The following is a 20,370-nucleotide window of genomic DNA, read 5'->3' on the forward strand; positions in this document are numbered from 1 at the left end:
AAAGTTAAGGCGGCACATGCGCGTTTTCATCACCGGCACCGCAGGCTTTATCGGCTTTCATCTCGCGCGGCGCCTTCTCGCGGCGGGCCATTTGGTCGACGGCTATGACGGCATGACGCGCTATTACGATCCGCGGCTGAAGGAGGCTCGGCGCGCGATTTTGCTGGCGCATGACGGCTATCGCGACACGATCGCCATGCTCGAGGACATGGAGGCGCTGACCAAAGCGGCGAAGCAAGCCGCGCCCGACGTGATCGTCCATCTCGCGGCCCAGGCCGGCGTGCGCTACAGCCTCGAAAATCCGCGCGCCTATGTCGAGGCCAATCTGGTCGGAACCTTCAATGTTCTGGAGGTCGCGCGCATGCTCGAGCCGCGCCATCTCCTCATCGCCTCGACGAGCTCGGTCTATGGCGCGAATCCCACTGTGCCGTTTCTTGAAAGCGACCGCGCCGACGAGCCGCTGACGCTCTACGCCGCGAGCAAAAAGGCCGGCGAGGCCATGGCGCACAGCTATGCGCATTTGTGGTCGATCCCGACGACCATGTTCCGCTTCTTCACGGTCTACGGTCCGTGGGGACGCCCGGACATGGCGCCTTTGAAGTTTCTGGACGCGATCGAGAGCGGGCGCGCGATCGACATCTACAATCACGGAAACATGCTGCGCGACTTCACCTATATCGACGATCTCGTGGAAGGCGTCGCGCGGCTGATGGACTGCGTTCCCGCGCGCGACTCGGGCGACGCCTCCGTATCCGCGCAGGCGCCGTATCGCATCGTCAATATCGGCCGCGGCGCGCCCGTGCCTTTGCTCGATTTCATCGACACGCTGGAAAGCGCGCTCGGCAAGCAGGCGACGCGCAATTATCTCGACATGCAGAAGGGCGACGTGCCGCGCACTTTCGCTTCGGCGGATTTGTTGGAGAGGCTGACGGGCTATCGGCCGCAAACGTCGGTGGAGGAAGGGGTGAAGGCGCTGGTGGAATGGTACCGGGAGTACCGGGCGACGAACGGGCCTCTGCGGCTTTGACATTCGTGTACGTGTCGATATTGTTTATGCTTATTGTTGAAACCCGCCTTCGTAGGCTTGGTAAAGAAATTTTAGCCGCAGGGAGAATTGAAAATGCGATACGCGCTCGCTCCGATCATTTTTTTGAGCCTCATCACCGGCGCCAGAGCCGATTTCGTGCGGGACCATTTCGTTTTTCCGATCGTGGGCTCCGCCGCCGAGTGCATCACCGCCGAGGGGATCGGCCTTCCCGACGCCAAGCCAGCCAATTTCAAGACCGCCGACGAGGTGGAGCTGATCGGCTTTCATTTGCCGCCGCAGGACGAAAAGAAACCGCTCATCCTTTATTTCCATGGGCAGGGCGGGTTCCGGCCCAAACATTTTGAGGATCTGGTGAAGCATGGCTACGGCGTGATGGCTTTCGCCTATCGCGGCTATCACACTTCGAAGGGTTCTCCCAGTGAACAGGATCTCCTGAAGGACGCCGAGGCGATCTACGCCAAAGCGCGGGAAACCTATCTGCCCGAGCGTATCGTCGTGATGGGCGAGTCAATCGGCACGGGCGTCGCGACGATCCTTGCTTCGCATCACGAAGAGGCTGCGCTCGTGCTGGACTCGCCTTACGACAATACGCCGATGATCGGCTGGTCGCGCAATTTCATCCCTGTTTTCCTTAGCGACTTTTTCGTCGCCGACAAATTCCACGCCGACGACGCGATCAGGAACCTGAAAGCCCCAGTCTTCGTGAGCGTCGGGTGTAAAGACGGCGCCATTCCGCATGAGCGTGGCGAGGCGCTTTACGAGCTCGCTGCTTCTCCCAAGAAACTAATCGCCGGCGTCTGCGTCAATCACATTCCACTCGCGAGCGCGGAACCGCATCATACTGAGGAGGAGAAGAGGGAAAGGAAGGAGATGCTGGCCAAGGCGATGGCCTGGATCGATCAGCCGGTCAATGGCGGCGCGCGGGAAGAGTGTCCGAAGACGAGCCCGAAATGCGGGGAAGAAAACGCTATTCCAGCGCCAGCGCGGGCGGCCACGCCCTGCGCCGGCGGTCATTAAACCCAGTCCGGCACGCGATCCATCGCAATAAGCTCCGCCACGCTCGGGCGCGGGCGGATCACGGCGTGGCGCGCGCCGTCGACCAGCACTTCCGGGATGAGCGGGCGGGTATTGTAGGTGCCCGCCTGCACGGCTCCATAAGCGCCGGCCGTCAGCACGGCGAGAAGCTCGCCGGGCCGCGCCTGCGGCATTTTGCGGTCGAGGGCGAGATAGTCGCCCGTCTCGCAGACCGGGCCGACGACGTCGGCGACGATCTCCGCGCGGTCGCTTCCCTCGCGGAGAGGCAGAAGATCATGATGCGCGTCATAAAGCGTCGGGCGGACGAGATCATTCATGCCGGCGTCGACGATGACGAAGGTCTTGGCCTCGCCCTGCTTCACATAAATCACTCGCGTCACCAGCACGCCGGCATTGCCGACGATGAGGCGGCCCGGCTCGAAGACGAGCTTGCAGCCGAGCGTTCCAAAATGCTTGCGCACGATCTCGGCGTAGCGCTCGGGATGGTAGGACTGCGGATCGTCGCTCTCGTGATAGGGAATGCCGAGGCCTCCGCCGAGATCGACATGGGCGATACGATGCCCGTCGGCGCGCAGGTCGCGCACCAGTTCGGCGAGCAGCGAGAAGGCCTCGTCGAAAGGCTCCAGATCGGTGAGTTGCGAGCCGATATGCATATCGGCGCCGGCGATCTCGATTCCCGGCAGCTTCGCGGCGCGGGCGTAGACCTCGCGGGCGTGCGACAGCGGCACGCCGAATTTGTTTTCGGCCTTGCCGGTCGAAATCTTCTTGTGCGTGCGGGCGTCGACGTCTGGATTGACGCGTAGAGACACGGGCGCCTTGCGGGCTTTCGCCGAGGCGACGCGGGAGATGGCCTCGAGCTCCGGCTCGGATTCGACGTTGAAGCAGAAAATGCCGGCGTCCAGCGCCGCGGCGATCTCCTCATCCGTCTTGCCGACGCCGGAAAAGGTGATCTTCTCGCCCGAAACGCCCGCCGCCAGCGCGCGGGCGAGTTCGCCGCCCGAGACCACGTCCATGCCGGCGCCTTCCCTGGCGAGCAGCCGCAGCACCGCCTGATTGGAATTGGCTTTCATGGCGTAGCAGACGAGCGCGTCGAGGCCCGCAAAGGCCTCGGAGAAGACGCGGAAATGCCGGCGGATCGTCGCCGCCGAATAGCAGTAGAAGGGCGTCCCGACCGCGCTGGCGAGTTCGGACATGGCGACGTCTTCGGCGAAGAGCGCGCCGTTGCGATAATCGAAGTGGCGCATCGCGTCTTACAGCAGCGGATCGAGAGGGAAGGGATATTGCGCCGGCGGGCGATTGCCGATCGTCCCGGGAATCGGCGGCTCGGGCGCTTCGGGCGCGGCCTGTCCGGGAGCGGGTTTCGGCCCGCGTCCGGATTTGGCCGATGCGGCCGCCTGTTCGGCCTTCAACGCCTCGCCGCGCGCCTGCACGTCTGGCGGCAATTCCAAAGGCCCACGGCGTCCGCAGGCGGAAAGGCTCGCGGCGGCGAGGGCGAGAAGCAAGAGGGATCGGCGAAGCGTCACAGGCGGAGTCCGGCGTTTCTGGAGAACGCCGGCACTATAGTCATTGCGGTCGAAAAGGCGAGAGCGCCGCGTCATAACGTGGGCGTGGAGCCCCGCCCGTCGCGCAGCGGGCCGGGCAGGGAGATCTTCAGCTCACCTTGCGCTTCAGCAGCCGGCTCGCGGCGCGCTTGGCGAGTTCGCGGATCTGACGGCGCGCATGGTCGCGGCGGCAGCTCGAAAGGAAATCCCTTTCGCGGCGCGCGCGCAGCGAGACGGCGAGGTCGCAGACGCCGATCCGGTCCGGCCAGAGCTTGTCGATCATGGGGTGGTTGGCGATGGCGCAGCTGTCGGCATATTCAAGGTCCCCGCGCTGGAGATGCGCCTTGGTCTGCTCATAGACGAGCTGGACGCCCGGCGCCTGGGAACGCAGCGACTCGTCGAAGGCGATCTTCCAGCAATAGCTGCGGCCCTGGCTCTCCAGAACGATCGCCATGGCGATGGGTTTGCCGTTGAGGCGCAACGACTGAATTCTGCACCGCTTCTCGGCGGCGAGGAGGCGCGTCGCGCTGCGCAGGAAGGTCGCCAGCGCGGGCTCGGAGAGGAAGGCGCCGCGTCCGGCCTTCCAGCCGGCGGCTTCGAGCGCCATGAATTCCTCCGCCGCGACGCGGACGTCTTCCGGCGTCTCATGCGATTCGAACGTCAGGCGGCCCATTTCGCGCAGGCGGCGGGCCTGACGGCGCATATCGGCGAGCTTCTTCTTGGAGCCCGCGCGGGCGCAAAGTTCGTCGGCGTCGCCGCCCGGCAACAGCGCCGCGCGCTCATAGGAGTCGAGAATCTTCAGCCTGCGGGCCCCCGAAGTCGCGGCGCGCTCCAGCGCCCGGCGGAATTTCCCGTCGGCCGGCATGCGGGCGAAGACGACGCCGGTCGATTTGCCCCGCGCCTCCATCCATTCGAGGAAGGCTTCGATCGTCTCGGCCGCCATGTCGCGGTCCACGAGGGGCGTCGCGAGCGCCGCCTGCTTGTGGAGCCACAGGCGGGTCAGGCCGTCGCCCGTCAGCGGATTGGCGGCGACGATCGGGAAGAGGCCCATCATCCGCCCGGCGCCGTTCTTGACGACGATGAAACGCGGCCGCTCGCTCACGGGGAAATGGCGCGCCGCCGAAAGCGCGAAGCCCGGCTCGTAGAAGGCGTTGGGTTCGAGCGCGCGGGCGGCGAGGTCGGCCCAGGCGGCCTGGAGGGCGTCGAGGCGCTCGATCGACGCCTCCTCCGCCTCGAGGACCTTGGCGGCGTCGACGTCGACGCCGGCGACGAGGCGCGGGGCGGGACGGCCGTCGGCCAATCCGAATTCGGCCATGGCGAAAGCGATCCCTTTGATGTTCAGGAACGGCGCGACCATCTTCGGCAACTTCCTCTTCTGTCCCGTTTTGAGCCAGTTCGGGTGAGATTTCGGGACGCTCGCCCCGCCTCTCCCCGGTCTGACGGGAAAGCTTCAAGCCCGGCGCCATCGTCGTTCACCGCGTCGCCTTCGGTCGCTTTACGCCGGGGGCGCGCCATGTTTAGGTCCTGGCATGAACATGATCCGACTTTTCTTCGTCGCGGCGGGACTGCTCGCATCGGCCTCGGTCGAGGCGGCGGTGCGCATATCGATCGATCTCTCCAAACAGCGGCTGACCGCCATGCGCGGCGGCGAGACGGTGGTGTGGAAAATATCGAGCGGCCGGCCGGGCTATGAGACGCCGGCCGGCCATTATTCCGTCATGCGCATGGAGGCGGACCACCATTCCGACGAATATGAGCAGGCGCCGATGCCCTATGCGATCTTCTTCTCGCCGCGAGGGCTCGCGATCCATGGCACTTTCGAGCGCGGCCTCGGCTCTCCGCGCTCCCATGGCTGCGTCCGCCTCGCGATCGGCAACGCCCAGAAACTCTTCCAATGGGTGGAGGAGGAGGGCGGCGCGTCCATCGACATCGTCGGAGGGACGCAGAGCGCCGATCGCGGTTTCCGCGAGGAACCGCCCGGCGTGGAGCGGGTCGAGCGCCGCCGGCCGGCGCGGCGCATGCGGCCCGCGGAGCCCGATTACCCGGAATATGTCCCGGATCAGGCCTATCGCTGGTACTGACCGCGCGTCGGTTTCCGTTGAAACGTTGCGAGCGCGCAACAGTCCTCCAAGAATCAAATCCGACGTGCGGCTCCGCATTTGCCGCGCCCCGGCTTAGCGGCTATCCCTAGAATTTGTGAAATTTGCGGATAGCCGTAGACGAGAGAAAAGCCTTTGACGACATCGAAGACCCCCCTTCTCGATCACATCCCGACGCCGCAAGAGCTGCGGAAGCTTCAGCCCGGCCAGCTCAAGCAGGTCGCGGAGGAGCTGCGTCGCGAGACGATCGACGCGGTTTCGGTGACGGGCGGCCATCTGGGCGCGGGTCTTGGCGTCGTCGAACTGACGGTGGCGCTGCATTACGTCTTCAACACCCCGGATGACCGCATCATCTGGGACGTCGGCCACCAGACCTATCCGCACAAGATCCTCACCGGCCGCCGCGACCGCATCCGCACCCTGCGCATGGGCGGCGGCCTTTCGGGCTTCACCAAGCGCGCCGAAAGCGAATATGACGCCTTCGGCGCCGGCCATTCCTCGACCTCGATCTCGGCCGGCCTCGGCATGGCCATCGCGCGCGACCTCGCGGGCGGCGACAATCACGTCGTCGCCGTCATCGGCGACAGCTCCATGTCGGCGGGCATGGCCTATGAGGCCTTGAACAACGCCGGCGCGCTGGATTCGCGCCTCATCGTCATCCTCAACGACAACGACATGTCCATCGCGCCGCCCACCGGCGCCATGTCGGCCTATCTCGCCCGCCTCGTCTCGGGCGGCGCCTATCGCTCCATCCGCGACGCGGCGAAGCAACTCGCCTCGCATCTGCCGCGCTTCATCTACGACAAGGCGCGCAAGGCCGAGGAGTTCTCGCGGAGCTTCATCACCGGCGGCACCATGTTCGAGGAGCTCGGCTTCTATTATGTCGGGCCGATCGACGGGCACAATCTCGACCATCTGCTGCCCGTGCTGATGAATGTCCGCGACAAGGATGACGGCCCGGTGCTGGTCCATGTCGTGACGCAGAAGGGCAAGGGCTACGCCCCGGCCGAAGCCGCCGACGACAAATATCACGGCGTCGTGAAGTTCGACGTCGAGACCGGCAAGCAGTTCAAGCCCAAGGCCAACGCCCCGTCCTATACGGGCGTCTTCGCCAAGGCGCTGATCGCCGAAGCCGAGCATGACGACAAGATCGTCGCCATCACCGCGGCCATGCCGTCCGGCACGGGGCTGGACGCCTTCGGCAAGCATTTTCCCAGCCGCACTTTCGACGTCGCCATCGCCGAGCAGCACGCCGTGACCTTCGCGGCCGGCCTCGCCTGCGAGGGCTACAAGCCTTTCTGCGCCCTCTATTCCACCTTCCTGCAGCGCGGCTACGATCAGGTCGTGCACGACGTCGCGATCCAGCATCTGCCGGTGCGCTTCGCCATTGACCGCGCCGGTCTCGTCGGCGCCGACGGCCCGACTCACGCCGGGGCCTTCGACATCGCCTATCTCGGCTGCCTGCCGGGCATGGTGGTGATGGCCGCCGCCGACGAGGCGGAGCTGATGCATATGGTCTCGACCGCGGTGGCCTATGAGGAAGGCCCGATCGCCTTCCGCTATCCGCGCGGCGAGGGCGTGGGCGTCGAGCTGCCCGAACGCGGCGAGGTTCTCGAAATCGGCAAGGGCCGCATCCTGCGCGAAGGCTCGAAAGTCGCGCTGCTGACGCTGGGCACCCGCCTCGCCGACGCGATGAAGGCCGCCGAGGAGCTGGAAAATTACGGCGTCTCGACCACCGTCGCCGACGCGCGCTTCGCCAAGCCCGTCGACCGCGACCTCCTGCGCCGCCTCGCGGCCAATCACGAAGTCCTCATCGCCGTCGAGGAAGGCTCGATCGGCGGCTTCGGCGCCCAGGTCTTCCAGGCGCTTTCCGACGACGGCCTGCTCGACGGGACGCGCGGCGCCTTCAAATTCCGCAGCATGATCCTGCCCGACGCCTATATCGACCACGACAAGCACGAAATGATGCTCGCCAAGGCGATGCTCGACTCGAAGGCGATGGTCGCCAAGGCGCTGGAGCTTCTCGGCGACGAGAAGGGCGCGGCGCGGGTGATGATCGCGTAAGGGGCGGCTACGCCGTTTCGTTGTCCCGCACGATCAGGCGCGGATATTTCTTCGCGCCCGGCTTCGTCAGATCGCCCGGTAGGAAGTTCATCCCCGCCGTGGCGATCACCGCGCCCTTTCGCGCGCTGATTCTGTTGCGCGCGACGAGCGCGTCGCCGGCGCCGTCGCCCGTCGCGAGCGCGACGCCGTAATCGACTCCCGAAATTTCATTCGCCTCGGCGCGCAAATTCTCCCGCCAGCCGCCGAGCGCGATGCCGATCCAGCCCGGGCCGACGATCCTGTTGCCGGTCACGTCGACATTCTTCTCGGCGAGAATGCCGGTCAGCCACAGCATTTCCGGGCCGAATTCCGGGTCGTTCACGCCCTTGCGCATATTGACGATGGTGTTGCCAGAAACGATCGCGCCGTCCGTGCCTTTGTCGGCGTTGGCGATCGCGATGCCGGCGCCGGCGTCCTCGATGCGATTGTCCTTGAAGGTCGAATTTTTCGCGCCGAATTCGGCGTACATCGCCTTTTCGCCGAAGCTCTTGCAGTCATTGCCGATCACCTCGACATGATGCGCGCCATTGTTGCGGACGGCGGTGTAGACGCAGCGGTAGATGCGGTTCCTCTCGACGCGCACGACGCCCGCGCCCCAGACGAAGACGCCGTTTCCATAAGGGCCGTTGCCGCCCGAACGGTTGTCGATGTCCTCGATGAGATTGTTGCGCAGGCGCGAGCCGTCATAACGGCCGGGCGAGGTCGCGTAGATCAACACGCCATTGTCGCCGCAGCGCCGGACGTGATTATTGTCGATGTCGACGCCGAGCCCGTCGAGGGAATAAAGGCCGACATCGATCACGTCGGAAATCTCATTCTGCGCGACAACGCCGCCGCAACGGGTGAGGTTGATCCCCCGCGCGGAAGAATGGCGAATAGCGCAGCCCCGGATCGAGAGATTGACGACGTCGGAAAAATCGAGAAGCCCCTTGTCTTTCGGCGTGAAGCCGGCGCCGCCGTCGAAGACGATGTTTTCGAGCGTGATCCGCCGCGCCATGGCGGCGGAGATGAGCGGGCCGACGCCGGAGAGCTTGAGCACGGTGCGGCCCGGAACGCCGATGAGGATCGCGCCGTCGGGGAGGTCGAGGCCCATAAGGGAGGTCTCTCCGGCGGGGAGCGTCACGGCGGCGCCTTTGAGCGACGCCTCGCGCAGACGCTGGGCGAGGTCCAGACTCCGCGCCGCGGCGATGGGCGCGGGCAGGCAAGGCGACGCGCTCGCGGCGCCGCAAAGGCGCAACATATGGCGGCGGGAGAGTTGAGAAGAACGATGATTGCTGCGCAACATTGACGGAGTGTGCCGGGTCTCGGCGCGACGGTCGAGGCTTGCGTTAAAGAACGGTAAATGACGGATGATCGCGTTCATTCGGGAGGCCGGGGAAGCTTCTCAGGCGCCTGGCGCTTACGCTCTCTGGCTGAGGCTACCCGCGCCTCTCCCGGTGAAAGCCGGTAAAGCAGCCGTCCGCCTCGCTCCCGGCGACTATTTCTATTGCGGTTCCGCCAAGGGCGCCGGCGGCCTGAGGGCCCGGCTCGCGCGGCATATGCGGAAGGAAAAACGCGCGCATTGGCATGTCGATCAGCTCACCGCGGCGGGCGCGGTTCTCGGCGCTTTCATTGTCGAGGGCGGGAGCGAATGCGCGCTCAACGCGGCGCTTTCCAACTTCCCCACGCCGCTGCCGGGCTTCGGCAGCACGGATTGCCCGCGCTGCATCTCGCATCTGCGCTATTTTCCGCCCGGCGCGCGGCTTCCTTCGCCTTGGGAAAATGCTAGGAAGGCGGCGAATTCACTGACCCCGCCTCCCCCTTGAGGGGGAGGTCGCGCGGCCTTCAGGCCGCGCGGGAGGGGGCGACTCCCGAGTGGGAGCGCTCGCTGGAAGCAGTCTGTCGATGTCCAAACAAGATTCCACACTTAAGGTTGAAGCCCGCAGCCCGCGCGGTTTCGCGGATCGCGAGGCGGGCGAGATCGCGGCGACGAACCGCATGCTCGACGTCATCCGCTCGGTCTATGAGCTTTACGGCTTCGAGGCGCTCGAAACCCCCGCCTTCGAATATACCGACGCGCTCGGCAAGTTCCTGCCCGATCAGGACCGGCCGAACGAGGGCGTCTTCTCCCTTCAGGACGATGACGAGCAGTGGCTGTCGCTGCGTTACGACCTCACCGCGCCGCTCGCGCGCTATGTGGCGCAGAATTTCGACCGCATCCCGAAGCCCTACCGCTCCTATCGCTGCGGCCCGGTGTTCCGCAACGAGAAACCGGGGCCGGGGCGCTTCCGCCAGTTCATGCAGTTCGACGCCGATACGGTGGGCTCCGCTTCGCCCGCCGCCGACGCCGAGATCTGCATGATGGCCGCCGACGCGCTCGAGAAGCTCGGCGTGGCGCGCGGCGATTACGTCATCAAGATCAACAGCCGCAAGGTTCTGGACGGCGTGATGGAGGCGATCGGCGTCGGCGGCGAGGAGAACGCCGGGCGCCGCCTCGTCGTTCTGCGGGCCATCGACAAGCTCGACCGGCTCGGGCCGGACGGCGTGCGCCAGCTCCTGGGCGAGGGCCGCAAGGATGAGAGCGGCGACTTCACGAAAGGCGCGGGCCTGCCCTTGCCGGCGATCGACACCATTCTCTCCTTCAGCCTTGGCGGGCAGTATAAAGACGGCAAGCCGCAATTCGATCTGTTCGGCCTGCTGGGTAAGAGCGACGTCGGCGCGCAGGGCGCGGAGGAGCTTCTCGAAATCGAGGATCTCGCGCGCGACGCCGGCTATGGGCCGGACCGCATCCGCATCGACCCTTCGGTCGTGCGCGGGCTCGAATATTATACAGGCCCCGTCTTCGAGGCCGATCTGACCTTCGAGACGCGTGACGAGAAGGGCCATCCGGTGCGCTTCGGTTCGGTCGGCGGCGGCGGCCGTTATGACGGACTCGTCGGACGTTTCCGGCCGGAGAATACGCCCGCGACCGGCTTCTCCATCGGCGTGTCGCGACTCTTCGCGGCGCTAAAGCTCGTCGGCAGCCCCATCGTCACGGCGCAGCCGCATGTCGGACCAGTCGTCGTGCTGGCGCTCGATAAGGACCGGCTCGCCGATTATCAGCGCATGGTCGGGCAGCTTCGCGTCGCCGGCGTCGCCGCCGAACTTTATCTCGGCGCGGCGGGCATGAAGGCGCAGATGAAATATGCCGACCGGCGCCGCGCGCCGCTCGCGATCATTCAGGGCTCGGACGAAAAGGCGAAAGGCGAAGTTCAGATCAAGGACCTCGTCGCCGGCGCAAAGGCGGCCGCCGGCATCGCGACCAATGAGGAATGGAAGGCCGCGCGCCCCGCGCAATTTTCCGCGCCGGAGAGCGAGCTGGTCGAAGAGGTGAGAAAGGCGCTGGCGGCGCAGCGCGAGCAGGGCTGACGAATCTGCGACACTGGGGATCGGGTGAAGGTCTCCTCATCCTGAGAGTCCGTTTGAGAATGGTTGAAGGCTTGTCGCTGGCGTGATTCAAGCACGGGATGTGGACCCGAGCGAATCGCGCCAAGATGGCCGCCATTGAAAAGCAAACCAAGCGGTATCCGACAGATTTGACCGACGAGGAGTGGACGCGCGTCGAGGCGTTTCTTCCGTCGCCAGCGCGGCGAGGACGAAAGCCCTCTGTGGAGTTGCGCGAGGTTTTGAACGCCATCCGCTACATCGCTCGCGCCGGCTGCGGCTGGCGCATGCTGCCGAAGGACTTTCCGCCTTGGCAGACCGTTTACTGGTGGTTTCGTCGCTTCATGCGCCGCTTTCTTTTCGAGACGATCCATGACGTGGCTCTGATGATCGACCGCGAGCGCGCGGGCCGCGAGGCGAGCCCTTCGGCAGGCGTCATCGATAGTCAGTCGGTGAAAGCGCCCGCCGCGAAAACCCGAGGCTACGACGCCGGCAAGAAGATCAACGGGCGCAAACGCCACATCGCCGTGGACACGGACGGACGGCTGCTCATGGTCAATCTGACGACGGCGGATATTTCCGACTCCGCGGGCGCGCAGCAGGTTCTCGACGCCATTCGTAAGCGCTGGCCGTGGATCAAACATCTATTCGCCGACGGCGCCTATGATCGAAGGAAACTCATGGATAAGGCGGCGTTCAAGGACTTCGTCGTCGAGATCGTGAAGCGCATCGACGCCGATCCAGGCTTCAAAGTCCTGCCGCGACGCTGGGTGGTTGAGCGAACCTTTGGCTGGATGACCCGCTGGCGACGCCTCGTGCGCGATTACGAAAAGCGCATCGACGTCTCCAAGGCCATGATCCACGTCGCTCTCGGTGGACTCCTCTTGCGCAGGATCGCGCACTGAAATCAATTCTCAAACGGACTCTGAGGAGCGAGCGAAGCTCGCGTCTCGAAGGAGAGGAGACCTTCATTTCCCGAACTTTGGAACTCGCCTTCGTGCTTCGAGACACCGCCTTCGGCGGTTCCTCAGCATGAGGGCGAGGATTGTCGTCCTTCGCCCGATCGCCCTGCCTGCGACAACGCCGGTCTAGGCGCGCTCCCCTCGCCGATATAGGTTTAGCCCGAAGAACAAAGGGAGATGCGCAATGATCGGCGAGCCGCCCAAATCCATCGTTCATCCGACGGACCTCTCCTTCGCCAGCCAGGAGGCCTTCGCCCATGCGCTGCGCATCGCCGTCGCGACGCAGGGCGTGCTGCATCTCTTGCACATAGAGGCGGCCGAGCAGCAGGAGACGGACGACTGGGACCGCTTTCCGCATGTGCGGGAGATGCTGGCGCGCTGGCGCATGATCGAACCGGCCGCCTCGCGCGCCGAGGTCGCGGAAAAGCTCGGCGTCCAATTCGTGAAGGCCACGGTGGAGTCGGCCTCGCCCGTGCAGGGCGTCGCGGCCTATGTCACGAAGCATCTCGGCGACCTGATGGTGCTGATGACGCATAACCGTTCTGGGCTCGAGCGCTGGCTCGAGGAGTCGGTCGCCGAGGAAGCGGTGCGCGAGACGCGCGCGCCGGCGCTTTTTCTGCGCGAGGATCAGACCGGCTTCATCGATCGCGAGACGGGCAAGGTGAAGCTCGACACGGTGCTGATGCCGGTCGAGGCGAGCGTGCCGCCGCTCGACGCCTTCCGGCACATCGCCGATTTCGCCCATGCGCTCAACCCGGCCGCCGATATCATGCTGCTGCATGTCGGGGACGATCTGCCGATCTTCGACGGCCTCCTGCCGCATATCGAATTGCGCAAAGGGGCGCCGGTCGAGACGATCCTATCTTATGCGACGGAAATCGGCGCCGATCTCATCGCCATGCCGACGCAAGGGCGCCGCGGCCTGCTCGACGCGCTGCGAGGCTCGACGACCGAGCGCGTGCTCCGGGGCGCGCCCTGCCCGGTTTACGCCGTGCCGGCGAAGTAAGGACGGCCGTCATTGCGAGCGTAGCGAAGCAATCCAAGGCTGCGATGTGGCTCTGGATTGCTTCGTCGTTTCACTCCTCGTAATGACGGGGTTGGGCGTTACAACGCCCGCTGGAACTTCAGAACGCCGCCCTTGAAGCCCTTGAGGGTCAACTCGTCGCCTTTCACGTCCCAATAGGGGCCGGAGAGCAGCACGTTCCAGTAGTCGCGCTCCATGCCCGCCAGGGCGCCGTCGCAGCCGCGCTCATTGACCGCCGGCATGGCGCGGGGGCCGAGGCGGTCCGGGCCGATGATGAAGACGCCCGACCAGTTCTTGCAGCCGGAAAAGCCGTTGGCGCGTCCCGTCGAATCGATATTGATCCACATCTCGACCGGCGGCGCCTTGCCGTTGATCTCGACGAGATTGAAATTGCGGTTGTGCGGGAAAGGCACGTAGCGCGGAATGCCGCCCGTATCCTTGTTGCCGGCGGCCTCGCCGCCTTGCTGCTGTTCCTGACCCTGCTGGCCTTCCTCGGCGGGCTTGGCGCGCTTCTTGGCGTCGGCCGGGCCGGCGATCATCGCCGCGCAAAGGGCGCAAGCGAGGATCGAAAAGAATTTGTTCATTGGCGTCCTCCCAGATCACGCCGCCTGTTCAGCCCGCGTGATTCCTTTTTAGTATCCAGCGCCTTTAGCATCCTGCGCCCGCTCGATGCGAAAGACCGCTTCCGGCTTTTTCGCTGCGCGCGCCGGGGGCGCTGTCGATTGCGCGCAAAACAGCCCGAATCGCGGCGCGGCGCGCGGGAACCGGGAAGCTAAAGCCCAACCGCCGCAATCACAACATGCTGGGCAGCACGCGGTCCGGCGGCCGGTGGCCGTCCATGAAGGTCTTGATGTTGATGATGACCTTTTCGCCCATGTCGACGCGGCCCTCGATCGTGGCCGAACCCATATGGGGGAGCAGCGTCACCTTGCCGGCTTGCGCGAGCTTCAAAAGCTTGGGCGAAACGGCGGGCTCGTGCTCGAAAACGTCGAGGCCGGCGCCCGAAATCTCGTTCGCCTCCAGCATGCGCACCAGGGCGTTCTCGTCCACGATCTCGCCGCGCGCGGTGTTCACGAGAATGGCGTGCGGGCGCAGATGCTTCAGCCGGCGCGCCGAGAGAAGGTGATAGGTCGCCGGCGTATGCGGGCAGTGGATCGACACGATGTCGACGCGCGCCAGCATCTGGTCGAGCGACTCCCAATAGGTCGCCTCGAGGCCCTCTTCGATTTCGACGGGCGCGCGGCGGCGATTGTGATAGTGGATGGAGAGGCCGAAGGCCTTGGCGCGGCGCGCCAGCGCCTGGCCGATGCGGCCCATGCCGACGATGCCAAGGCGCTTGCCGGTGATGCGGTGGCCGAGCATCCAGGTCGGCGACCATCCGGCCCATGTGCCCTCCGGGATCGCCCGCGCGCCCTCGACGAGCCGGCGCGCCACCGAGAGGATCAGCGCCATCGTCATGTCGGCCGTGTCTTCCGTCAGCACGCCGGGCGTGTTGGTCACAGTGACGGAGCGGCCGAGGGCGGACGCGACGTCGATATTGTCGACGCCATTGCCGAAATTGGCGATGAGCTTCATCTGCTCGCCGGCCTGCGCGATGAGGTGCGAATCGATCCTGTCGGTGATGGTCGGCACCAGCACCTCGGCGGTGCGCATCGCCTCCGCCAGCTCTTCAGGCGTGAGCGGCTTGTCGCTCTCATTGAGCCGGGTGTCGAAGAGCTCGCACATGCGGGTCTCGATCACTTCCGGCAGGCGGCGCGTCACGACAACGAGCGGCTTCTTTTTCGGCATGTTGCGCTTCGTCCTCCCGGCTCGCTCGGTTTTTGCTGCGTAGCGAAAACTCGAAAAACCCGTTACAACCCATCTAGACCGCGACACTCCCGCCGGCCAGGGGCGAGAAAATTGCGCAAGCGACGCGGCGATCCGCTCGCCTTCAACCCGGTCTTAACGACGGCAAGCGACATAAAGACGATGCCACCGTTGCTGCATTTTCGTTCCTAGCAGATGACGGGCCAAAGACAAGACGAGCGATCGACTCCATCATGCGGCGACGGGAAAGCGAAAATTCGACGGGCTTGTGCGCGAGTCTCGGCCTTCTTGCCCTTCTTCTGGCCGCCACGGCCGCCACGGCGCAGGAGCCACAAAAGGGGCCGGTGAGCAATTTGCCCATTCCGCGATATGTCAGCCTCAAATCCGACCGCGTGAACGTCCGCGAGGGGCCGAGCAAGGAGCATCCCACGGTCTGGATCTATCAGCGCGCCGGCCTGCCTGTGGAAATCACCGCCGAATTCGAGACCTGGCGGAAGATTCGCGATTCGGAGGGCTCCGAAGGCTGGGTGCTGCATTCGCTCCTTTCGGGACGACGGACCGCCCTCGTCGCGCCCTGGAAGAAGGAGCCGCAAACGCTCGTCGCCCCGGACCATGCGACCCCGGTCGCCAAGCTCGGCCCGGGGGTGATCGGAAGTCTGCGCGGCTGCGACGGCAAATGGTGCCGCCTCGCGGGGCAAGGCTTCGACGGCTATATGCCGCAGGAAAATCTCTGGGGCGTCTATCCCGGCGAAAAAGTGGAGTAGGCGCCCTTACGGCAGGCGCGACTTGAGTTGCTCGAGGCAGCTCGCCAGCATGGCCTTGCTGAAGGGCTTGGTCACCACCGGCGCCGCCGCATGCGCGGCCAGAACGCCGTGCGCGCCATAGCCGGTCACGAAGGCGAAAGGCTTCTTTCGTCTTTCGAGCACGCCCGGCAGGACATGGGCTTTCTGTCCATTGAGATTGACGTCGAGAAAAGCGAGATCGAAATCGCCTGTCGCCGCCAGCTCCAGCGCCTGCTGGACATTCCCCGCGACGCCGACGACCTCGCAGGCCAGCTCCTCCAGAAAAAGCTCCAGGGCCATGGCGATCACCGCCTCGTCTTCGACGATCAGGACGCGGGGAGTCATTTCAGCACCTCTGCGCAAAGGGGAACATGGATGTCGCAGCGCAATCCCTGCGGCGCATAATCGAGCCGCACCGCGCCGCCGGCGTCGGCGGCGAGCGTGCGTTCGATCAGCCGCGTTCCGAAACCCTTCCGGCTCGGCGCCGCGACGGCGGGGCCGCCCGTCTCCAGCCATGAAAAAATTAGGCGCGGCGCGATGGCGCAGAAATCGACGCGCCAGCTTATCGCGACCCGCCCGTCTCCGGAGAGGGAGCCGAATTTAACGGCGTTGGTGCAGAGTTCATGCAGGGTCATGGCGAGCGCGGCGGCGACGCTGGGCGAGAGATCGACCTCGGGTCCGTCGACGTCGAAATTGGCTGCGCCCGCCGGGGCGATCGCCGTCCGGACCAGTTCGACGATCTTGGCGCGCGTCCAGCTCTCACTTGTGAGAATGTCGTGCACGGCGGCGAGGGCGAGGAGTCGGTTTTCGAAAAGCTCGGCGGCGTCGGGCTTCATCTCGCGCAAGGAATGCGCGGCGATGGAGTGAATCGTCGCGAGCGTATTCTTGACCCGGTGATTGAGTTCGTTGACGAGAAGCTGCAATCTTTCGCGATCGCGCTCCTGTTCGGTGACGTCGGTGTTCGAGCCGTACCAGCCGACGATGGAGCCGTTTTCCCGAAGCGGCTGGATGCGCGTCAGGAACGGTCTGTACGCCCCGTCTTTCCCGCGCAGCGGGAAGGTCATCTCGAAGGATTCGCCGCGCTCGATGGCGTATATCCAGCGTTCAAGCATTTTGGGGAGCACGTCGGGATGGTGCACCGATTGCCAGCCCCAGCCGGCCATCTCTTCCGGCGTCGTCCCCGTATATTCGTACCAACGTCTGTTGTACCAGAGGACCCAGCCGTCGGGCCGCGCCATCCAGGCCAGATTCGGGATCGAGTTGGCGAGCGCTTTGAACTGCGCATAGCTGATTTCCGGTTCTGCATGCGCAGGCGGCAGGCCCATCGCGTCACCCCGTCTTTTCCGCGAAAGCCGCAAAAGAATCCGTTCCCGCTCCTCGGCGTCGCGCGCGGGCTTGGGTTCTTAAACAAGGGAAGTGGCGTCGCCCGACGAGCCGTCAAGGCGGGTCGCGGCGCGTTTGTCGGGCAGGCCTAGCCCTCGTCCCGCCGCAGCCGGACGACGACGTCGACGCGATCGATCCGCATCCCCTTGGGCGGCGTCGGCAGGTCCATGACCGCGACCTTGGAGCCGGGAATGTCGTGAAGCTCGCCGTCCTCCTCGATCAGGAAATGGTGATGGGCGCTGACATTGGTGTCGAAATAGACCCGCGCGCCGTCGACCGCGATCTCACGCAGCAGCCCGGCGTCCGTGAACTGATGCAGCGTATTGTAGACCGTGGCGAGGGAGACCGAGAGATTGGCGGCCACCGCTTCGTCATAAAGGCGCTCGGCCGTCACATGGCGGTCGTAACCCTGAAAGAGTAATTCGCCCAGCGCGAGACGCTGGCGGGTCGGGCGCAGCCCCGCCGCCGTCAACATGTCGTGGACGGATTTGCGCTCCGGAAAGTCCGGCAAGAGCGGTCGGTTGGCGAAAGCGTCCATGTTTCGGCGGCTCATGACACCCAGAATTTCTTTGACCAATACCAAAAAACCGCGGAAACCTCAACTTCCCGCGCGGCTTTCTGCGCCGCGGCGGCCCCGAAGCCGGCGGGAAGCAGGCGCTTCCGGCGCGCCTTTGGCTATGTTACGGATCGTCCGCCCATAAGAGCCGGCTTCGCCCAGACGGCGTGAAGCCGGGGCATAACAAGCGGGCGGCGCGCCTCTCGACGAGGAAATCGCGCAGGGTGGGGAACAGGGCTTGTCGACAAGCTCCAGCGGAGGCTTAACGCACATGAGCGAGAGACGCTCGTCATTCGGCTATGAGGATTTGTTGGCCTGCGGACGCGAGGAGCTGTTCGGCCCCGGCAATGCGCAATTGCCCCTGCCGCCGATGCTGATGTTCGACCGCATCACCGAAATTTTCGAAGAGGGCGGCGCCCATGGCAAGGGCTATATGCGCGCCGAGCTCGACGTGAAGCCGAGCCTCTGGTTCTTCGACTGCCATTTCAAGGGCAATCCCGTCATGCCCGGCTGCCTCGGCCTCGACGCGCTGTGGCAGATGGTCGGCTTTTACATCGCCTGGCTGGGCAATCCCGGCCGCGGCATGGCGCTCGGCGTCGGCGAGGTGAAATTCTCGGGTCAGGTGCGCCCGCACACCAAGCTCGTGACCTATGGCATCGATTTCACCCGCGTGCGCACCGGCAAGCTGGTGATCGGCCTCGCCGACGGCTGGGTCGCGGCGGATGGCGAGCGCATATACGAGGCCAAGGACCTCAAAGTCTGCCTCGCGCCGGCGTGAGCGGGACGGAATGGCAGAATAAAGTACGGCAGCCGCATCCTTCGAGACGCGAGCTTCGCTCGCTCCTCAGGATGAGGTTCTGGATAGGGTAGACGGCGCCGGGCGGTTTTCCTCATCCTGAGGAGGCGGCGCAGCCGCCGTCTCGAAGGGCGAGGAAAACCGCCCGGCATGCGAAGCGGCGAGGGCCGCCGCCAGGGGAGAGAAAGATGAGACGAGTCGTCGTCACCGGCATGGGCATCGTGTCGTCGATCGGCAATACGACGCAGGAAGTGCTCGCCTCGCTGCGCGAGGCGAAGCCCGGCATCGTGCGGTCGGAGAAATACGCCGAACTCGGCTTCCGCTCGCAGGTCTACGGCCTGCCGACGCTCGACCCCGCGACGGTCGTCGACCGGCGCGCCATGCGCTTTCACGCGACCGGCACGGCCTGGAACCATGTCGCCATGGATCAGGCGATCCGCGACGCCGGCCTCACCGAGGCGGAAATCTCCAATGAGCGCACCGGCATCATCATGGGCTCGGGCGGACCCTCCACCCATACGCTCGTCGAGTCGGCGGACATCACCCGCACAAAGGGCCCCAAGCGCGTCGGCCCCTTCGCCGTGCCGAAATGCATGTCGTCGACGGCTTCGGCGACGCTGGCCGTCTGGTTCAAGATCAAGGGCGTGAACTATTCCATCTCTTCCGCCTGCGCGACGTCGAACCACTGCATCGGCAACGCCTATGAGCTGATCCAGTACGGCAAGCAGGACATGATTTTCGCCGGCGGCTGCGAGGAGCTGGAATGGGAGCTCTCCGTCCTCTTCGACGCGATGGGCGCCATGTCCTCTTCCTATAATGACCGCCCGGCGACGGCCTCGCGCGCCTATGACAAGAATCGCGACGGCTTCGTGATCGCGGGCGGCGCGGGCGTGCTGGTGCTCGAGGAATATGAGCACGCCAAGGCCCGCGGCGCGAAGATCTACGCCGAAGTCGCCGGCTATGGCGCGACCTCCGACGGCCATGACATGGTCGCGCCCTCGGGCGAAGGCGCGGTGCGCTGCATGCAGCAGGCGCTCGCCACCGTGAAATGCCCGATCGACTACATCAATCCGCACGCCACCGCGACGCCGGTCGGCGACGCCAAGGAGATCGAGGCGCTGCGCGTCGTCTTCGGAACGGGCGACAAATGCCCGCCCATCGCCGCCACCAAATCGCTCACCGGCCATTCGCTCGGCGCCACCGGCGTGCAGGAGGCGATCTATTCGCTGCTGATGATGCAGAACGGCTTCATCTGCGAGAGCGCCAATATCGAGGAGCTTGATCCGGATTTCGCCGACATGCCGATCATGCGCGAGCGCCGCGACAATGTGAAGCTCGGCGCCGTGCTGTCGAACTCCTTCGGCTTCGGCGGCACCAACGCCACGCTGATCTTCAAGCATCCAGACGCCTGATGAAAAAACGCGCCTTGCGATTTGCCGTCGCCGGGCTCGTTCTCGCGACCCCGGCGGCGAGTTCCGCGTTTCAAGGAAAGTATCTCGTCGGCGACGAAGACGGCCATCAGTTCCTCGATGTCGAGAAATCGCCGGACGGGCGCTATGGCGTCAAATTCGACGTCTCGAACCGGGGCTGCGAGGGCAAGCTCGATGGGCGCGGCGTCGTCCGCAACGGCGCGCTCGTCATGCGACCCAAGGAGCCTTTCGGCGCTTCGGACAAATGCGTCGTGAGGGCGAAGCGCAGCGGCGAGTCGCTTTCGGTGAAAGAGAAGGGCTGTCTCGCCTGGCACGGCGTGGCCTGTGATTTCGAGGGGGATTACCAGCCCCGCAAAGCGCCCGGAAAATAGGCCGGGCGGCTTTTTCCATTGCGTGAGGACAA

General features: G+C 65.1%; 21 protein-coding genes. 12 read left to right on the forward strand and 9 right to left on the reverse strand.

Annotated features, from left to right (window positions below; all coding sequences use genetic code 11):
• Positions 1–16 precede the first annotated feature (16 nt).
• Together MMG94_RS14295 and MMG94_RS14300 are read left to right on the forward strand one after the other, a co-directional pair.
• Positions 17–1,027: an SDR family NAD(P)-dependent oxidoreductase gene (locus MMG94_RS14295; RefSeq protein ID WP_016922026.1), complete on the forward strand. Its 1,011-nt coding sequence runs from the start codon at positions 17–19 to the stop codon at positions 1,025–1,027.
• 93 nt (positions 1,028–1,120) lie between these two features.
• Positions 1,121–2,065, forward strand: coding sequence for an alpha/beta hydrolase (locus tag MMG94_RS14300; RefSeq protein WP_016922025.1), 945 nt, complete (start codon positions 1,121–1,123; stop codon positions 2,063–2,065).
• On the opposite strand, the gene lysA is transcribed toward MMG94_RS14300, so the two are convergent.
• The 3 genes from lysA to MMG94_RS14315 form a co-directional block, all read right to left on the reverse strand.
• Positions 2,062–3,327: a diaminopimelate decarboxylase gene (lysA, locus tag MMG94_RS14305; RefSeq protein WP_016922024.1), complete on the reverse strand. Its 1,266-nt coding sequence runs from the start codon at positions 3,325–3,327 to the stop codon at positions 2,062–2,064. The genes MMG94_RS14300 and lysA overlap by 4 nt on opposite strands.
• A 6-nt stretch (positions 3,328–3,333) precedes the next feature.
• On the reverse strand, positions 3,334–3,606 hold the full coding sequence (gene lptM, locus MMG94_RS14310; protein ID WP_040579649.1) for an LPS translocon maturation chaperone LptM: 273 nt from the start codon (positions 3,604–3,606) through the stop codon (positions 3,334–3,336).
• Between the two features lie 127 nt (positions 3,607–3,733).
• Positions 3,734–4,981 (reverse strand): GNAT family N-acetyltransferase, encoded by a 1,248-nt coding sequence (locus MMG94_RS14315; RefSeq protein ID WP_016922022.1) that lies wholly within the window; start codon positions 4,979–4,981, stop codon positions 3,734–3,736.
• Between the two features lie 178 nt (positions 4,982–5,159).
• On the opposite strand from MMG94_RS14315, the gene MMG94_RS14320 reads away from it, so the two are divergent.
• Together MMG94_RS14320 and dxs are read left to right on the forward strand one after the other, a co-directional pair.
• Positions 5,160–5,705 (forward strand): L,D-transpeptidase, encoded by a 546-nt coding sequence (locus MMG94_RS14320; RefSeq protein ID WP_244415530.1) that lies wholly within the window; start codon positions 5,160–5,162, stop codon positions 5,703–5,705.
• A 153-nt stretch (positions 5,706–5,858) separates the two neighbouring features.
• Positions 5,859–7,787 carry a 1-deoxy-D-xylulose-5-phosphate synthase gene (dxs, locus tag MMG94_RS14325; protein ID WP_016922020.1) on the forward strand — a complete coding sequence of 643 codons (1,929 nt, stop codon included), beginning with the start codon at positions 5,859–5,861 and terminating at the stop codon, positions 7,785–7,787.
• A gap of 7 nt (positions 7,788–7,794) precedes the next feature.
• Here dxs and MMG94_RS14330 read toward each other — a convergent pair whose 3' ends face one another.
• The gene (locus MMG94_RS14330) at positions 7,795–9,111 is read right to left on the reverse strand and encodes a TIGR03808 family TAT-translocated repetitive protein (RefSeq protein WP_154419709.1); all 1,317 of its coding nucleotides are present in this window, start codon (positions 9,109–9,111) and stop codon (positions 7,795–7,797) included.
• Positions 9,112–9,175: 64 nt separating this feature from the next.
• Here MMG94_RS14330 and MMG94_RS14335 point away from each other — a divergent pair, with 64 nt between their 5' ends.
• The 4 genes from MMG94_RS14335 (at position 9,176) to MMG94_RS14350 (ending at position 13,196) form a co-directional block, all read left to right on the forward strand.
• Positions 9,176–9,631 carry a GIY-YIG nuclease family protein gene (locus MMG94_RS14335; RefSeq protein WP_016922018.1) on the forward strand — a complete coding sequence of 152 codons (456 nt, stop codon included), beginning with the start codon at positions 9,176–9,178 and terminating at the stop codon, positions 9,629–9,631.
• 79 nt (positions 9,632–9,710) lie between these two features.
• Positions 9,711–11,213, forward strand: coding sequence for a histidine--tRNA ligase (hisS, locus tag MMG94_RS14340; protein ID WP_016922017.1), 1,503 nt, complete (start codon positions 9,711–9,713; stop codon positions 11,211–11,213).
• Between the two features lie 98 nt (positions 11,214–11,311).
• Positions 11,312–12,133 (forward strand): IS5 family transposase, encoded by an 822-nt coding sequence (locus tag MMG94_RS14345; RefSeq protein ID WP_016922197.1) that lies wholly within the window; start codon positions 11,312–11,314, stop codon positions 12,131–12,133.
• Positions 12,134–12,374: 241 nt separating this feature from the next.
• Positions 12,375–13,196 carry a universal stress protein gene (locus tag MMG94_RS14350; protein WP_016921736.1) on the forward strand — a complete coding sequence of 274 codons (822 nt, stop codon included), beginning with the start codon at positions 12,375–12,377 and terminating at the stop codon, positions 13,194–13,196.
• Positions 13,197–13,294: 98 nt separating this feature from the next.
• Here the strand turns inward: MMG94_RS14350 and MMG94_RS14355 are convergent, their stop codons facing one another.
• A complete protein-coding gene (locus tag MMG94_RS14355; protein ID WP_016921735.1) occupies positions 13,295–13,798 on the reverse strand; it encodes an META domain-containing protein in 504 nt (167 codons plus the stop codon).
• Positions 13,799–14,006: 208 nt separating this feature from the next.
• Entirely contained in the window at positions 14,007–15,002 is a 996-nt protein-coding gene (locus tag MMG94_RS14360) for a 2-hydroxyacid dehydrogenase (RefSeq protein ID WP_016921734.1), read from the reverse strand.
• 251 nt (positions 15,003–15,253) lie between these two features.
• On the opposite strand from MMG94_RS14360, the gene MMG94_RS14365 reads away from it, so the two are divergent.
• Positions 15,254–15,784 (forward strand): SH3 domain-containing protein, encoded by a 531-nt coding sequence (locus MMG94_RS14365; protein ID WP_016921733.1) that lies wholly within the window; start codon positions 15,254–15,256, stop codon positions 15,782–15,784.
• A 6-nt stretch (positions 15,785–15,790) separates the two neighbouring features.
• Here the strand turns inward: MMG94_RS14365 and MMG94_RS14370 are convergent, their stop codons facing one another.
• The 3 genes from MMG94_RS14370 to irrA all read right to left on the reverse strand — a co-directional run bounded on the left by MMG94_RS14370 (position 15,791) and on the right by irrA (position 17,660).
• The gene (locus tag MMG94_RS14370) at positions 15,791–16,147 is read right to left on the reverse strand and encodes a response regulator (RefSeq protein ID WP_016921732.1); all 357 of its coding nucleotides are present in this window, start codon (positions 16,145–16,147) and stop codon (positions 15,791–15,793) included.
• Complete coding sequence (locus tag MMG94_RS14375; RefSeq protein ID WP_016921731.1) at positions 16,144–17,127, reverse strand: sensor histidine kinase; 984 nt, start codon at positions 17,125–17,127, stop codon at positions 16,144–16,146. Before MMG94_RS14375 ends, MMG94_RS14370 begins: the two co-directional genes overlap by 4 nt.
• Positions 17,128–17,273: 146 nt before the next feature.
• The gene (gene irrA, locus MMG94_RS14380) at positions 17,274–17,660 is read right to left on the reverse strand and encodes an iron response transcriptional regulator IrrA (RefSeq protein WP_026016513.1); all 387 of its coding nucleotides are present in this window, start codon (positions 17,658–17,660) and stop codon (positions 17,274–17,276) included.
• A 352-nt stretch (positions 17,661–18,012) separates the two neighbouring features.
• On the opposite strand from irrA, the gene fabA reads away from it, so the two are divergent.
• The 3 genes from fabA (at position 18,013) to MMG94_RS14395 (ending at position 20,338) form a co-directional block, all read left to right on the forward strand.
• The gene (fabA, locus tag MMG94_RS14385) at positions 18,013–18,519 is read left to right on the forward strand and encodes a 3-hydroxyacyl-[acyl-carrier-protein] dehydratase FabA (protein ID WP_016921728.1); all 507 of its coding nucleotides are present in this window, start codon (positions 18,013–18,015) and stop codon (positions 18,517–18,519) included.
• 206 nt (positions 18,520–18,725) lie between these two features.
• Positions 18,726–19,949 (forward strand): beta-ketoacyl-ACP synthase I, encoded by a 1,224-nt coding sequence (gene fabB / locus MMG94_RS14390; RefSeq protein ID WP_016921727.1) that lies wholly within the window; start codon positions 18,726–18,728, stop codon positions 19,947–19,949.
• Positions 19,949–20,338: a hypothetical protein gene (locus MMG94_RS14395; protein WP_016921726.1), complete on the forward strand. Its 390-nt coding sequence runs from the start codon at positions 19,949–19,951 to the stop codon at positions 20,336–20,338. Before fabB ends, MMG94_RS14395 begins: the two co-directional genes overlap by 1 nt.
• Positions 20,339–20,370 lie beyond the last annotated feature (32 nt).

The organism is Methylocystis parvus OBBP, from assembly GCF_027571405.1.
Lineage (GTDB): Bacteria > Pseudomonadota > Alphaproteobacteria > Rhizobiales > Beijerinckiaceae > Methylocystis > Methylocystis parva.

What these genes read in the sequence shown, in the direction of transcription:
- fabB (WP_016921727.1), top strand. Translation starts at nt 18,726, where the DNA reads ATGAGACGAGTCGTCGTCACCGGCATGGGCATCGTGTCGTCGATCGGC.
- MMG94_RS14345 (WP_016922197.1), top strand. Translation starts at nt 11,312, where the DNA reads ATGTGGACCCGAGCGAATCGCGCCAAGATGGCCGCCATTGAAAAGCAA.
- hisS (WP_016922017.1), top strand. Translation starts at nt 9,711, where the DNA reads ATGTCCAAACAAGATTCCACACTTAAGGTTGAAGCCCGCAGCCCGCGC.
- MMG94_RS14375 (WP_016921731.1), bottom strand. Translation starts at nt 17,127, where the DNA reads ATGGGCCTGCCGCCTGCGCATGCAGAACCGGAAATCAGCTATGCGCAG.
- MMG94_RS14330 (WP_154419709.1), bottom strand. Translation starts at nt 9,111, where the DNA reads ATGTTGCGCAGCAATCATCGTTCTTCTCAACTCTCCCGCCGCCATATG.
- MMG94_RS14365 (WP_016921733.1), top strand. Translation starts at nt 15,254, where the DNA reads ATGCGGCGACGGGAAAGCGAAAATTCGACGGGCTTGTGCGCGAGTCTC.
- MMG94_RS14295 (WP_016922026.1), top strand. Translation starts at nt 17, where the DNA reads ATGCGCGTTTTCATCACCGGCACCGCAGGCTTTATCGGCTTTCATCTC.
- fabA (WP_016921728.1), top strand. Translation starts at nt 18,013, where the DNA reads ATGAGCGAGAGACGCTCGTCATTCGGCTATGAGGATTTGTTGGCCTGC.
- MMG94_RS14355 (WP_016921735.1), bottom strand. Translation starts at nt 13,798, where the DNA reads ATGAACAAATTCTTTTCGATCCTCGCTTGCGCCCTTTGCGCGGCGATG.
- irrA (WP_026016513.1), bottom strand. Translation starts at nt 17,660, where the DNA reads ATGTTGACGGCGGCGGGGCTGCGCCCGACCCGCCAGCGTCTCGCGCTG.
- MMG94_RS14315 (WP_016922022.1), bottom strand. Translation starts at nt 4,981, where the DNA reads ATGGTCGCGCCGTTCCTGAACATCAAAGGGATCGCTTTCGCCATGGCC.
- lysA (WP_016922024.1), bottom strand. Translation starts at nt 3,327, where the DNA reads ATGCGCCACTTCGATTATCGCAACGGCGCGCTCTTCGCCGAAGACGTC.
- MMG94_RS14370 (WP_016921732.1), bottom strand. Translation starts at nt 16,147, where the DNA reads ATGACTCCCCGCGTCCTGATCGTCGAAGACGAGGCGGTGATCGCCATG.
- MMG94_RS14335 (WP_016922018.1), top strand. Translation starts at nt 9,176, where the DNA reads ATGATCGCGTTCATTCGGGAGGCCGGGGAAGCTTCTCAGGCGCCTGGC.
- MMG94_RS14360 (WP_016921734.1), bottom strand. Translation starts at nt 15,002, where the DNA reads ATGCCGAAAAAGAAGCCGCTCGTTGTCGTGACGCGCCGCCTGCCGGAA.
- MMG94_RS14320 (WP_244415530.1), top strand. Translation starts at nt 5,160, where the DNA reads ATGATCCGACTTTTCTTCGTCGCGGCGGGACTGCTCGCATCGGCCTCG.
- MMG94_RS14300 (WP_016922025.1), top strand. Translation starts at nt 1,121, where the DNA reads ATGCGATACGCGCTCGCTCCGATCATTTTTTTGAGCCTCATCACCGGC.
- MMG94_RS14395 (WP_016921726.1), top strand. Translation starts at nt 19,949, where the DNA reads ATGAAAAAACGCGCCTTGCGATTTGCCGTCGCCGGGCTCGTTCTCGCG.
- MMG94_RS14350 (WP_016921736.1), top strand. Translation starts at nt 12,375, where the DNA reads ATGATCGGCGAGCCGCCCAAATCCATCGTTCATCCGACGGACCTCTCC.